14 protein-coding genes are annotated in these 13503 nt (G+C 65.2%); 8 read left to right on the top strand and 6 right to left on the bottom strand.

The window, feature by feature from the left end:
* From H7V21_RS11850 to H7V21_RS11830, 5 genes are all read right to left on the bottom strand, one after another.
* Complete coding sequence (locus H7V21_RS11850; protein WP_188053948.1) at window positions 1-276, bottom strand: hypothetical protein; 276 nt, start codon at window positions 274-276, stop codon at window positions 1-3.
* Window positions 263-1408, bottom strand: coding sequence for a hypothetical protein (locus H7V21_RS11845; RefSeq protein WP_188053947.1), 1146 nt, complete (start codon window positions 1406-1408; stop codon window positions 263-265). Before H7V21_RS11845 ends, H7V21_RS11850 begins: the two co-directional genes overlap by 14 nt.
* A gap of 94 nt (window positions 1409-1502) precedes the next feature.
* Complete coding sequence (locus tag H7V21_RS11840; RefSeq protein WP_188053946.1) at window positions 1503-2600, bottom strand: ATP phosphoribosyltransferase regulatory subunit; 1098 nt, start codon at window positions 2598-2600, stop codon at window positions 1503-1505.
* Window positions 2601-2675: 75 nt separating this feature from the next.
* Window positions 2676-4253, bottom strand: coding sequence for a phosphoglycerate dehydrogenase (gene serA, locus H7V21_RS11835; protein ID WP_188056526.1), 1578 nt, complete (start codon window positions 4251-4253; stop codon window positions 2676-2678).
* 144 nt (window positions 4254-4397) lie between these two features.
* Window positions 4398-5570: a phosphoserine transaminase gene (locus tag H7V21_RS11830; protein ID WP_188053944.1), complete on the bottom strand. Its 1173-nt coding sequence runs from the start codon at window positions 5568-5570 to the stop codon at window positions 4398-4400.
* Window positions 5571-5778: 208 nt separating this feature from the next.
* On the opposite strand from H7V21_RS11830, the gene H7V21_RS11825 reads away from it, so the two are divergent.
* The 3 genes from H7V21_RS11825 to H7V21_RS11815 are packed head-to-tail and all read left to right on the top strand — an operon-like array spanning window position 5779 to window position 8036.
* The gene (locus H7V21_RS11825; protein WP_188056525.1) at window positions 5779-6471 is read left to right on the top strand and encodes an extensin family protein; all 693 of its coding nucleotides are present in this window, start codon (window positions 5779-5781) and stop codon (window positions 6469-6471) included.
* Between the two features lie 50 nt (window positions 6472-6521).
* The gene (locus H7V21_RS11820) at window positions 6522-7403 is read left to right on the top strand and encodes an LOG family protein (protein ID WP_188053942.1); all 882 of its coding nucleotides are present in this window, start codon (window positions 6522-6524) and stop codon (window positions 7401-7403) included.
* Window positions 7404-7454: 51 nt separating this feature from the next.
* A complete protein-coding gene (locus tag H7V21_RS11815) occupies window positions 7455-8036 on the top strand; it encodes a septal ring lytic transglycosylase RlpA family protein (protein WP_188053941.1) in 582 nt (193 codons plus the stop codon).
* Window positions 8037-8042: 6 nt separating this feature from the next.
* Here the strand turns inward: H7V21_RS11815 and H7V21_RS11810 are convergent, their stop codons facing one another.
* On the bottom strand, window positions 8043-8843 hold the full coding sequence (locus H7V21_RS11810) for an SDR family oxidoreductase (protein ID WP_188053940.1): 801 nt from the start codon (window positions 8841-8843) through the stop codon (window positions 8043-8045).
* Between the two features lie 55 nt (window positions 8844-8898).
* On the opposite strand from H7V21_RS11810, the gene H7V21_RS11805 reads away from it, so the two are divergent.
* From H7V21_RS11805 to H7V21_RS11785, 5 genes are all read left to right on the top strand, one after another.
* Window positions 8899-9684 (top strand): ATP-binding cassette domain-containing protein, encoded by a 786-nt coding sequence (locus tag H7V21_RS11805; protein ID WP_188053939.1) that lies wholly within the window; start codon window positions 8899-8901, stop codon window positions 9682-9684.
* On the top strand, window positions 9681-11204 hold the full coding sequence (locus tag H7V21_RS11800; RefSeq protein ID WP_188053938.1) for an ABC transporter permease/substrate-binding protein: 1524 nt from the start codon (window positions 9681-9683) through the stop codon (window positions 11202-11204). The genes H7V21_RS11805 and H7V21_RS11800 overlap by 4 nt, the downstream gene beginning before the upstream one ends.
* Before the next feature lie 592 nt (window positions 11205-11796).
* Complete coding sequence (locus H7V21_RS11795; protein ID WP_188053937.1) at window positions 11797-12123, top strand: hypothetical protein; 327 nt, start codon at window positions 11797-11799, stop codon at window positions 12121-12123.
* On the top strand, window positions 12120-12488 hold the full coding sequence (locus H7V21_RS11790) for a helix-turn-helix domain-containing protein (RefSeq protein ID WP_188053936.1): 369 nt from the start codon (window positions 12120-12122) through the stop codon (window positions 12486-12488). Before H7V21_RS11795 ends, H7V21_RS11790 begins: the two co-directional genes overlap by 4 nt.
* Window position 12489: 1 nt before the next feature.
* Window positions 12490-13500: an ImmA/IrrE family metallo-endopeptidase gene (locus tag H7V21_RS11785; protein WP_188053935.1), complete on the top strand. Its 1011-nt coding sequence runs from the start codon at window positions 12490-12492 to the stop codon at window positions 13498-13500.
* Window positions 13501-13503 lie beyond the last annotated feature (3 nt).

Below are 13503 nucleotides of genomic sequence, written 5' to 3'. Positions count from 1 at the left end.
TCAGTCGAGGTCGGCGTCTTCCTCGTCATTCTCAAGCCCGAGCGCCGAGGGAAGCTCCCACACGAACTGGCGGACTTCAGCTTCCCGATAGCTTTCGGACACCTTGCGGAAGCCTTCCGACAGACTGGCAAGGTCATCGGGGCCAAGCATTTGCAGATCGCCTGCCATCTGCTCAAGCATCTGGACAGCCGCATCTTCGTCAAGCTCAGCCCAGGATGAAAATTGCGTGATAATGGCGACGTTCGCCAATGCCTTGATGACTTCAAGAGGGATCATGCTTCACCACCAGTACGCCAATGTTAGTTATACCAAGCGAATGTAACATCCTCATTGCTTTTCGACGTTCGCGTAGCGACGGAACCTCCCAGCGGCCAATCAGGCCGTGCTGCTTAAGCACTATCGATTGCCGCAATGCTTGGGCCTTGCCGTTTGGTGCTGTGACCACCGTCCACTTCCGATCAATGAGGGTATTAGCATCCAAACCATCGAATTTGACGAACCTTATCGATCCATCCTCCATCGTCCTCGGTAATGCTGGAACTCTACTCCTCCGAGTAGCCGCATCAGAATATGCCCCCAATGCCGAATCATTATAATCTTTTGCGAATCCTGTGGCAGTGTTCGTTTCCTGCAACCAGGTCACCTGCGGCGAGGCAGGTTCTACTGCTGAACCTTTGTCGACGCCCCGAAGGGCTGAGAACTTATAAACCAGAGCTCGCGACCCAAATCCCAGCCCCACATCCCCTATCAAAGTCCCAGCTGCGTAGCCGATGTCATGTGCCGAGGCGTGCGTAACCGCGTCGAAAGCTCGACTGAACTGGACATGTGCAGGGGTATCTTCAGCCTCAAGCGCGCTATCGATCGTTCCAGCGATGCCAAACTCAATGTTGCGAATGCTGGTCAACGGACTGGTAGTAAGCAGCGAATAGATGCCGGTGACCGTGCCGGACGCGACGTCATACACTGCTTCACCTAAGCCCTCGGCAAATTTGATGACTTCAGGCCGCGATCTCTGTTGATCGACGGCGCTGTTAGCGCTTGATGAAAGGCCAGCAAGAAGACGCTGGCGCTGGGCTTCGATCAGGGCGCGATTCGCAGAGTTATCACCGTGTTCTGCTAATAGCTTCGCGGTTAAAGCCTCAACCTCTTCTGCCGATGTCAGTTTCGGAAGATGCGGATTTTCCTGAATGACGATGGTTGGCGCATTTTGCGGAGCGCGCTTCGGATCTATCTCCCTGCCGCGCCCGTAATACCGCCCATGACCGGCAAAGGTGAACCTGCCGTTCTCAGGATCGTGCCAGGGATTGAACTTGAGTTCGAGCCCGCCACGCCCGCCCGGACTCGGCAACCATCCCGTCCGCAGCCACACGGAAAATGCCTGTCGTCGCTGCTCCGAAGATATCTGCATGCATCACCCCCGACTCGTGAGGGCGAGAACATTTGAGCAACATTTTCCTACAAGTCAAACACCGTTTTGGCTCCGATACGGAGCAATCTCGGCGTCAAACCGCCTCCGGCCCCTCATCTCCCAGCAGATGGCTGCACAGCTGCGCCTCAGGCGTGTCCTCAGCCGTCAGCGCCGCCACCGTCACCCACCCTTCCGCCCGTAGCGCGCGACCGCGCTCGGGGTCGGTACCATAGGGCAGGAACAGCCGCCGCCGCGTGCGCGTGCCCAGCCCCGCGTCGAGCACGGGGTCGGCGTAGAGCGAAAAGCCCACCGCGGGCTCTTCCGCGCCGGTCTCGTGCATGACCATGTACGTGCCGCCGCGGCCGATCTCGCCGCGCACGCCGCGCGCGAAGATCGAAAAGCCGAGCCAGCTCTGATATTCGAAGCCGTGCCGCTCGGTCGGGTCGAGCGTCAGCGCAACATCGCCTTCGACGCTCGCGGCGATCGCCGCCAGCCCGTCGATCCGGCTCGCCAGCGCATTGCCCGCGTCGATCCCGCGCAGCCGCTCCAGCGCGGCGTTGAACGGCCCGGCCGCCGCGATCAGCGGCAAGTAGCGGGCGTCGATCTCGGCCACGCCCGCGGCGTCCTTGCCGTCCAGCCGCTCGCGCAGCCGCGCCAGCGCCTCGGGCGCGAGCGCATCGCCCGCCAGCGTGTCGACCAGATCGGGGAGCGTGAAATCGATCGCGATCCCCTCGATCCCCGCCGCCTGCAGCGCCTCCACCGCGACGCGCACGATCTCGGTCGCCGCCGCCACGCTGTCGAGCCCGATCAGCTCGGCGCCCAGCTGGCGCATCGCGCGCTCGGGACGCAGCTCGCTGGCGCGCAGCTTGAGCACGGGGCCGGCATAGGACAGGCGCACCGGGCGCGGGTGGTGCGCCATCCGCGTCGCGGCGATACGACCGATCTGCGCGGTGATGTCGGGCCGGATCGCCAGCGTGCGTTGCGAGACCGGATCGACGAAGCGCACCGCCTGCTCCATCCCGCCTGCCTTCAGTCGCGATCCCAGCGCTTCGGCGAATTCGGCGAGCGGCGGATCGACGCGCTCATAGCCGTAAGCGCGCGCAGTGCGCAGCACATGGTGCTCCAGCGCATCGGCCGCATCGGCCTGCGGCGGCAGGCGGTCGTGGAATCCTTCGGGTAGCAGTCCGGTCATGCCGCTGCGCTAAAGGATGCATAGTGCTGCGACAAGCGGCAGGCGGAGCGGCAGAGCCACCCCGCCTCACGCATCTCAGAATCGCAGCGACATCGCCGTCTTCACGCCGGGAAGCTCGCGGAGCCGCGATACCAGCTCGGGCGTCACCGTCGTGTCGACCGACAGCAGCAGCACCGCCTCGCCGCCAGCCTCGCGGCGGCCGAGATGGAAGGTGCCGATGTTCACCCCCGCTTCGCCGAGCGTGGTGCCGAGCCGGCCGATGAATCCCGGCGCGTCCTCGTTCACGATGTAGAGCATGTCGCCCGCCAGATCGGCCTCGACCTTGATCCCGAACAGCTCGACCAGCCGCGGCGCCGAATCGCCGAACAACGTGCCTGCCACTGACTTGTCGCCCTCGTCGGTGCCGACCGTCACGCGCACCAGCGTGTGATAGTCGCCCTCGCGATCGTGGCGCACTTCGCGCACGTCCAACCCGCGTTCGCGCGCGAGGAAGGGCGCGTTGACCATGTTCACCGTGTCCGAATGCACCCGCATCAGCCCGGCGAGCACCGCGCCGGTGATCGGCTTCTGGTTCAACTCGGCGGCATGGCCCTCGGTCTCGATCGCGATCTCGTCGAGCGCGCCGTGGGCGAGCTGGCCGACGAGCGAGCCGAGCTTTTCGGCCAGCGCCATATAGGGCTTCAGCCGCGGCGCTTCCTCGGCCGAGAGCGACGGCATGTTGAGCGCATTGGTGACGCCGCCCGAAACCAGATAATCCGCCATCTGCTCGGCGACCTGGATCGCCACATTCACCTGAGCCTCGCTGGTGGAGGCGCCGAGGTGCGGCGTCGAGATGAAGTTCGCCGTACCGAACAGCGGATGCTCCTTGGCAGGCTCGGTGACGAACACGTCGAGCGCGGCGCCGGCGATATGGCCGCTGTCGAGCAGCTCCTTCAGTGCCGCCTCGTCGATCAGCCCGCCGCGCGCACAGTTGACGATGCGCACACCCTTCTTCGTCTTCCGGAGGTTTTCGGCGGAAAGGATGTTGCGCGTCTGATCGGTCAGCGGCGTGTGCAGCGTGATGAAATCGGCACGGCCGAGCAGCGTATCGAGATCGACCTTCTCGACACCCATCTCCACTGCGCGCTCGGGAGTAAGGAACGGATCATAGGCGATCACCTTCATCCGTAGCCCCAGCGCGCGATCGGCGACGATCGAGCCGATGTTGCCCGCGCCGATCAGGCCCAGCGTCTTGGACGTGACTTCCACGCCCATGAACCGGTTCTTCTCCCACTTGCCCGCCTGGGTCGAGGCATCGGCCTCGGGCAGCTGGCGGGCGAGCGCGAACATGAGGGCGATCGCATGTTCGGCGGTAGTGATCGAATTGCCGAACGGCGTGTTCATCACGACCACGCCCTGCGCCGAAGCCGCGGGGATATCGACATTGTCGACGCCGATGCCGGCGCGGCCGATCACCTTCAGGTTGGTCGCGGCTTGGAGGATGTCTTTGGTCACCTTGGTCGAGCTGCGGATCGCAAGCCCGTCATACTGTCCGATGATCGCCTTCAGCTCGTCGGGAGTCTTGCCGGTGATTTCGTCCACTTCGACTCCGCGTGCGCGGAAGATCTCGGAGGCCTTGGGATCCATTTTGTCGGAAATCAGAACCTTGGGCATCATTATCCCTTTCGTCGCCCCTGCGCAGGCAGGGGCCTATCGCTGTTGAGTGCTGCAATCCGGCGGGCACGTTGCTTCTGGCCTGTGTCCGCCCCGCGCGGAATTCGAGAGACATGGGCCCCTGCCTTCGCAGGGGCGACGCAGTTACGCGGCCGCAACCTGCTCCCAGGCCCAGTCGAGCCACGGGCCGAGCGCTTCGATATCGGCGGTGTCGACTGTCGCGCCGCACCAGATGCGCAGCCCCGGCGGGGCGTCGCGATAGCCGGCGATGTCGTACGCCGCATCCTCCGCCTCGAGCAGCGCCGCCATCCTCTTCACCATCGCGGCCTGCGCCTCGGCGTCGGCGTCGGTGACGAGCTTGAGGCACACGCTCGTGTTCGATCGGATCGCTGGATCGGCGGGCAAGTGATCGAGCCAGTCGCGTTCGGCGACGATCCTTCCCAACGCACTGGCATTGGCGGTCGAGCGCGCGATCAGCGCATCGAGACCGCCGATCGACTGCGCCCATTCGAGTGCGAAGATATAGTCCTCCACCGCCAGCATCGACGGCGTGTTGATCGTCTCGCCCTTGAAGATGCCTTCGATCAGCTTGCCGCCCTTGGTCATGCGGAAGATCTTGGGCAGCGGCCAGGCGGGGGTATAGCTTTCGAGGCGCTCGACCGCGCGAGGACCCAGGATCAGCACGCCATGGCCGCCCTCGCCGCCCATCACCTTCTGCCAGCTGAAGGTGGTGACATCGAGCTTGTCCCACGGCATGTCCATGGCGAACACGGCCGAGGTGGCGTCGGCGAAGGTCAGCCCCTCGCGGTCCTCGGCGATCCAGTCGCCGTTCGGCACGCGCACGCCCGAAGTCGTGCCGTTCCAGGTGAAGATCACGTCATGGCTCGGCTTCACCTGCGTCAGGTCGACGATCTCGCCATACGGCGCCTTGAGCACTTCGGGATCGATCCTGAGCTGCTTGACGGCATCGGTGACCCAGCCCTCACCGAAGCTCTCCCAGGCGAGCAACTGCACCGGCCGCGCGCCGAGCATCGACCACATCGCCATCTCCACGGCCCCGGTGTCGGACGCGGGAACGATACCGATACGATGCGTGTCGGGAACCTTGAGCAGCTCGCGCGTCAGGTCGATCGCATGCTGCAGTCGCGCCTTGCCCAGCTTCGAGCGGTGCGAGCGCCCGAGCACCGCAGTCGCGAGCTTGTCGGGCGACCAGCCGGGCGGCTTGGCGCAGGGACCGGAAGAGAAATGGGGGCGCGCCGGCTTGGTGGCGGGTGCGGCGGACGCACGGGTGGCGTCGGAACGAATCGTATCGGTCATGTCAGTCTCTCCTTGCAGAGAGCACGCGCGGCGTTGGGACCGCGTGGCCCGTCGACGGGCCTAGCGGCATGCGGAGCGAAGTCAACCGTCCTTGCTGCGGCGCAGCGGGATCGGAGCAGAGTCGGATTGGAATCACTTGCAAAAATCACGGTGCCAGCCGGCGCTTAACTCTCCGGTAACCATGGTTCGTCAAACTCGCCGCACGATGATGACTCGCCACGTCCTCGCCCTTTTGCTGCCGCTCCTGCTCACCGGATGCATTTTCGGCGGCGGCGGAAGTGACAGTCCGCGCGTGCCGCGCCCCGGCCCGATCGAACCACGCGCCAGCGGCCCGATCGCGCTGCCGGGCGCGCCTGATCGCGAGACGCGGCAATGCCTTGCCGATCTGGAGCGTCAGAACGTCAGCTATCGCCCGCTGCCGGATCAGGATTTCGGCGGCGGATGCCTGGTGATCGGCGCAGTCCAGCTGCTCGACATCGGCGTTCCGGTCACCGGGCTCAAGTCGATGCGTTGCCCGCTCGCGCAGACCTTTTCCGCCTGGGTGCGCCACGGCGTCGCTCCCGCCGCACGCGAGATCCTCGGCAGCGAACTCGTGCGAGTCGAAAGCTTCGGCACCTATTCGTGCCGCGGGATCATCGGCGCGGGCGCCAGCGCCGCGCGCCGGGTGTCGGAACATGGCCTCGCCAATGCAGTCGACATTTCGGGCTTTCGCCTGGCCGACGGGCGCCGAATCACGCTGAAGGACGATTGGAACAGCTCCGATCCCAGGGTGCGCGAGTTTCTGCAGGTCGTTCGGCGTTCGGCATGTCGCCGCTTCAAGACCGTGCTCAGCCCCGACTATAACGCCGCGCACCACGATCACTTCCATCTCGACATGGGGCGCGGGCCCTTCTGCAGTTGAGCAGCCGCCCCATTTGCAGCGGCGCCCGGATCGACTAACGCGCAGTCATCATGAGTGACACCCGCGTTCCTTCCCGCGTATTCCGCCGTGCAGATCAGGATGCCGAGACCGCCCGTACCAGCGGCCACGACACGCCTCAGACCGCGCATCCGGCCTATCGCCTCGCCTTTCAGGACATGGAGTTCCTGCTGCGCGAGGATCTGCGCCCGGTGCGCTTCCAGCTCGAGCTCCTGAAGCCCACGCTGCTGCTCGACGAGGCGAACATCGCATCGCTGTTCGTCTTCTACGGCTCGGCGCGCATTCCCGAGCCGGCCAAGGCCGAGGCGATGCTCGAACTCGCCGACACCCCCGAGTCGCGGCGCATCGCCGAGCGGCTGGTCGCCAAGTCGAAATATTACGACGTCGCGCGCGAGCTGGCGCGCACCGCGAGCTGCTTCGCGCGCGACGCCGACGGCAAGCGGCACTTCGTCGTCTGTTCGGGCGGCGGCCCCTCGATCATGGAAGCGGCCAATCGGGGCGCGGCGGACGCAGGCTGCGAATCGGTCGGACTCAACATCGTGCTTCCGCACGAACAGGCGCCGAACGAATATGTCACTCCGTCGCTCAGCTTTCAGTTTCACTATTTCGCGCTGCGCAAGATGCACTTCCTCCTGCGCGCGCGCGCGGTGGCGGTCTTCCCCGGCGGCTTTGGCACCTTCGACGAATCGTTCGAGCTGCTCACGCTGATCCAGACCGGCAAGATCGAGCCGATGCCGGTGCTGTTCTACGGCCGCGAATTCTGGGAGCGCGTCGTCAATTTCGAAGCGCTGTGCGAAGAAGGCGTGATCAGCCCGCGCGACCTCAAGCTCTTCCATTTCGTCGAGACTGCCGAGGAAGGGTGGGAAATCGTGCGCGACTTCTATCGCGAGCGGGACGACGCGCCGCTGGAATAGGCTCCTGAATTATCGGAACCAACCCGCGCGTTCGTTCACTGATAGGGGACTATGACCGAAGCCCATACGCTCCCGACGCGGAGCGATCGGCTCCGTGCCTTTGTCCGGCTCAAGCTGGAGAATCGCTGGCTCCGCCTGGGGCTGATCGCGGCGCTGGTCGCCACCGCCCTCCTCTCCGTCTCGCTGGCCACCGTGCCCGAGCCGCGCGAACGCATTGCGCTCGGCAAGGGGCTCGCCGGCGTCGATAGCGAGCTCGCCGCCTTCGAAACGGCCGAACCCTCGCCGCTTCCCTCCGCAACGCGCGACGTCGTCGATCACACCTTCCGCAACGCCAGCCGGATCGTCGGCCTCGGCGAAGCGAGCTATTATGGCGATGCGTTCGCCGGCCGCTCCACTGCCAGTGGCGAGATCTTCGATCCGGCGCTGATGACGGCGGCGCACCGCACGCTGCCGCTCGGCTCGCGCGTACGCGTCACCGAGCCGAACTCGGGCCGCAGCGTCGTCGTCCGGATCAACGATCGCGGGCCCTATCACGGCCGCCGCGTGATCGATCTGTCCGAAGCCGCCGCGCGCGAACTCGGCATGCTCCAGCGCGGCACGGCGCGCGTGCAGCTCGCGCTGCTCCTGGCCTGAGGCGCCTCAGCCGAGCTGGCGCGAGCGCCTCTGCGATATCTGCCGGACCTTTTTCGGCATCCATCGCGTGGCAAAGCGCAGCCGCTGCGCAGTCTTTCCCACAACCGTGTGCAGCTTCTCGCCGTGCACTGCCTGCCAGGCCGCCTCGGCCACCTCGGCCACCGGCGTGATCTCGAGCCCGCCTTCGGTTACGCTTTCGCGTACCGTGCGGTTGCTGTTCGCGAGCGGCTGATCCAGCAGCGGCGTTTCGATGAAGCTCGGCATGATCGTGCGCACCTTGATGCCCTCGGGCGCCCATTCGCCGTCGAGCGCCTCCGCCAGCCCGCGCACTGCGAACTTCGTCGCCGAATAGATCGCACCGCCCGCAGTGCCGTAGATCCCCGCCGCCGAGCTTGTGATCAGCATACAGCTGCCTGGAGTGGCCTTGAGCAAACGAAAGCCGATGTGCGCGCCGTTCACGACGCCGCTCAGGTTGATCGCGACACATCGGTCCAGCGTCACCGCATCGGTCTCCACGAATGGACCGCCCACCGGAATCCCAGCATTGTTGAACAAGACGTCGAGGCGCCCGCCGCTTGCCTCGACAAAGCCAGTCAGCGCCTCCTCCCATTGGTCGCGCTCGCGAACGTCCATCACATGAGTCCAAGCCCGGTCGGCGGGAAGCGCCGCCTTCGCTGCCTCCAGTCCGCCTGCGTTGATGTCCGCCAGCCCCACGCGCCAACCGCGCTCGGCAAAGAGGCGCGCGGTCGCAAGACCGATGCCTGAAGCCCCGCCAGAAATGAAAATCGCCTTGGCGCCGTCCCCCATCTGCCCCTCTCCTCTTTTTTGACCTTTCCCGCTTCATCCCGCACAAGTGCCCCGGATGCCAGAGCAATCGCGCACCCTCGGGCCTTCGGTCTCCTTCGAATGCCTTGCCAAGCGCTATGCAGGCGGCGTGATCGCAGTGAACTCCGTATCGCTCGACATCGCGGCAGGCAGCTTCGTCGCGCTGGTCGGCGCTTCGGGATCGGGCAAGTCGACCCTTCTCAAGACGGTCAACCGGCTGATCGAGCCGAGCGGCGGTCGGGTGCTGATCGGCGGCGACCCCGTCGACTCGGAAACGCCCCATTTGCTCCGTCGCCGGATCGGCTACGTCTTCCAGAACACCGGCCTCTTCCCGCATCTGACGGTGGGAGAAAATGTCGGTATCGGGCTCAGGCTGAAAGGCGAGCGCGAAAACGCGAAGCGCGTCGCCGAGCTGCTCGAACTGGTCGAGCTCACGCCCGCGATGGCCAAGCGGCTCCCCGATGCGCTTTCCGGAGGCCAGCGCCAGCGAGTCGGAGTCGCGCGTGCCCTGGCGACTCAACCGGGCCTGATGCTGATGGACGAGCCGTTCGGCGCGCTCGACCCCATCACGCGCGATACGCTCGGAACAGCCGTGCGCGCGATCCACGACCGGCTCGGGCTCACCACAATCATGGTGACCCATGACATGGCCGAGGCGCTGCTGCTCGCCGACCGAGTGCTGGTGATGGAATCGGGCAACATCGTCGCCGACGCGACTCCCGGCGCGCTGATCGCCGGCGAAGGCGGGCCCGCGGCGGATGCGCTCGTCGCCGTTCCCCGCGAACAGGCGCATCGGCTGGCGGCGCTGGAGAGCGGGCGATGACCGCCGCCTGGACCCGCGTCCCGGAACTTCTCGCTCAGCATCTTCTGCTCGCGATGGCGGCGCTGCTGCTCGGCCTCGCGATCAGCATTCCGCTCACCATCTGGTCGGCGCGCAGCCGCACGGTCGCGCGGGTCTCACTGGGCTTCGCCAGCCTCGTTCAGACGATCCCGTCGCTGGCGCTGCTCGCGCTCTTCTACCCGCTGCTGCTCTCGCTGCGCACGATCTTCGGCGAATGGCTGCCTGCGCTCGGCTTTCTGCCGGCGCTGCTCGCGCTGTCGCTCTACGCCATCCTGCCGATCCTGCGAAACGGAGTTACCGGGCTGCTCAATCTCGATCCGGCGGTGCTCGAGGCGGCAGACGGAGTCGGGATGACGGCGCGGCAGAAGCTGCTGCTCGTCGAGGCGCCACTGGTGCTGCCGGTTCTCATGGCGGGCATCCGCACCGCAGCGGTGTGGGTGATCGGCGCCGCGACGCTTTCGACCACAGTTGGCCAGCCGAGCCTCGGCGATCTGATCTTCGCGGGCCTCCAGACGCAGAACTGGGCGCTGGTACTCGCCGGATGCATCGCCGCAGCGGGTCTCGCGCTGGCGGTCGATCAGCTTCTCGGGCTCGCCGAAACCGGTCTCCGCCAACGCCGGCGCGGTCTCGTGTTCGGCAGCCTCGGCATCCTGCTGGCCGGAGTGCTGCTGGCCTCGGCTCCGATGCTGCCCACCGGCCAGCGTACAGTGGTGGTCGGCGCCAAGGGATTCTCCGAGCAGTTCATCCTGGCACGGGTGATCGGCCGCCAGCTGGAGGAAGCGGGCTATACGGTCGAATATCGCGAGGGGCTGGGCTCGGCCGTGGTCTATGGTGCGCTCGCCTCGGGGGATGTCGATGTCTATGTCGACTATTCGGGCACACTCTGGACCAATCAGATGGGTCGGCAGACGGTCCCCGGGCGCGAGGCGATCGTCGAAGGAGTCGGCGAATGGACCCGCCAAACGAGCGGCGTTCGGCTGCTCGGCACGCTCGGGTTCGAGAACGCCTATGCCTTCGCGATGCGCGGCGATCAGGCCGAGCGGCTCGGAATTGCGACGATCGAGGATCTGGTGCCACATGCGCCGCGGATGAGCCTCGCGACCGACGTCGAGTTTCTCGAGCGGCCCGAATGGGCGGCGGTCCAACGCGCCTATGGTATCGAGTTCGAATCGACGCGCGCGTTCAATCCCACCTTCATGTATCGCGCGCTCGCCAGCGGCCGCGCCGACGTGATCCCGGCCTTCTCCTCGGACGGGCGCATCGCCGCGCAGGATCTCAAGGTGCTCGAGGACAATCGCGGCGCCATCCCCGGCTATGACGCGATCCTGCTGATCGCTCCGGAACATGCCGACGATGATCGCTTCGTCGAAGCGCTGCGCCCGCTGATCGGTGCCATCCCGGTCGAGGCGATGCGCGAAGCGAACTACATGGTCGATCGCGACGAGGAAAAGGTTAGCCCCGCGGAGGCAGCACGCTGGCTCGAGCAGCGGATCGGCCTATGAGCGTCGCTGCCCCCCGGCGGGGCGGGTCTGTATCGGCTGAGTCGAAAGATGGCGGAGACGGAGTCCGCCTGCACCAGTTGAAAAATAACGACTTTTTTGCTGTTTCATGAACTCGTCATAAAACCAGTCATAAAATCCCTGCGGCTTGAGGTGAACCAGTACGAAGGTCCGCGGTTCAATTCAACAGAATCGAGTTGCATATGGCTTGGCGAGACGGATGAGCCGTGGCCGATCCATGCTGTTGATGGGCATTAACCGAGGCTTCTGTCGCGTCCGAAGCTGGGCCGTGAGCGGTCCGCCTGCTTTCAGGTCATGAAGCAACAGAAGCGGACATCACTAGTGGGCACTGAATGTCGGTCGGATTTGGGCCGGTAGCTGTCAGTCTGCCTTTAGCTCCATTGCGCAAAAGACAGACCTTCCCCCAATCCGACTTTACAGAATCTCAGCGAGCCTAAGGGCGAAATGTCAGAGGCCGCAGCCATCCAAGCAGTAGGCCTAAAACCAAACGAGCTGATCGGGCATAGCCGACACACCTTGACAACTATGTCGGAATATCCGACATTCCCCAAACCGTTTTGTTGGAGCTGAGCCGATGGCCACAGTTGTCGCACCCGTGCAGAGCTTCCCGCGCCAGCGTGTGTTGGACGCGTTAACGGACGAACTGCTCAAGGTGGCCAAGTCTGAGGCTGGCGTCCGCGGAATCGCGCTTCCGCCCGATCGGCCGGCGATCATTGCAGCTCCCGTGCCGATGGATTCGCTAACGACCGTCGATGCGTTGTGCGTCCTGGACGATGTCCTCGGCTTCAAACTGAAGGAGGACGTGGTCCGGACCGGCGGATACGATTCCGTTTCCGAGGCTCTCGAACATCTCGTGCCGCGCATCCAGGCGATCTGGGACAAGCGGAAGGTCAAGAAATGAGCATCGGCAAGGCGGCGGACGATGCGGGCGCGCGTCGTGAGATGGGCGAGCGGTTGCGCGAGTCTCGTAAATATCTTGGCCTGCGCCAAGACGAAGTCGCGCACTATCTCAACATCCCGCGGACTGCGCTAACAGACATTGAGAACGGCAGTCGCCGCGTCGAGGCGCTGGAACTTGCCCGTCTCGCGCGCCTCTATCGGCAATCGGTTGGCTATTTCACAGGGGACGAGGCGGTATCCGCAGGTCTGCCGGCGGACGTGGCGCACCTCGCCCGGCGCGTCGCCGACCTATCCACCGAGGATCGTGCCGAGCTTGGACGCTTTGCCGATTACTTGAAGGCGCGGGCTAAGGTGGAAGGCGAGTAGCGTGGCCGGGAGCTACGCCCAGGCGGTGCGCAACGGCGCGATGCAGGCAGGGCGTCTGCACCGGCGCCTCGGTACGGAGGAGACGCTGACGGCGTCGGGTGGGTCTGTTGATGTTTTCGGCGCGATCAACGCGCTCGGTGTCCCGCTTCTTCTCAGGCCTCTCCGCAATCTCCTTGGTGCCTTCCTCAACGATCCGGTCCCGGGTATCCTCGTCACGACCGAGCGTCCCATGAGCATTCAGCGGCTGACCGCGGCGCACGAACTCGGCCACTATGGGCTCGACCATCGGCCTAGTCTCGATGACGAAACCATCCTGCGGCGGATGGCGTCGTCGCAGTTGCGTTCGGACGACGACTTCCAGGAGGTGGAGGCCGACGCGTTCGCGTTCGCGTTTATGATGCCGAAGTGGCTAATCCTTCAGATCTGTGCACGGCAGGGGTGGACCGTAGTCGATCTTCGACGGCCCTCCATCGTATACCAGCTGTCGCTGCGGCTCGGCGCGAGTTACGAGGCGACTTATCGGACTCTTCGCCGCTACGAATTGATCGACCAGCACGCGATGCGCGACCTTGGAGCCGTCGAGCCGCGCCAGATGAAGATCGCCCTGCTCGGCGACTACCGGCCATCCGACTACCGAGGTGATGTCTGGCTGCTGACCGAGCGCGACGCTGGTTGGCAGGTGGATGGAAGCCGCAACGACGTCTTCGTCCTGCGCCTGCCCGAGCACGCCGCAGGTGGCTACGTCTGGGATCGCGACGAGTTGGCGGCGAGCGGTTACGTCGTGCTCCGCGATGACCGCGAGGGCGATGGTGGCGGCGGCGTCGGTTCAAACGTGGTGCGCCGCATAATGGGCGGCGTGGAGGCGCCACACAGGGGTAGTCTGTCGATCACCGAGCGGCGGCCTTGGGCGCCGGTGCCGCCGCTTACGACGCTATTGCTGGGAGTGGATCTCACCGGCCCCGAGGAGATTGGGCTTTCGAGGGCCGAGCGCCGCGCTCGGCTGGCGGTGTGATCG

It is taken from the genome of Sphingosinithalassobacter sp. CS137 (assembly GCF_014334115.1).
Classification (GTDB): Bacteria; Pseudomonadota; Alphaproteobacteria; order Sphingomonadales; family Sphingomonadaceae; genus Sphingomonas.
This window is presented reverse-complemented; position numbering and strand designations above follow the sequence as displayed.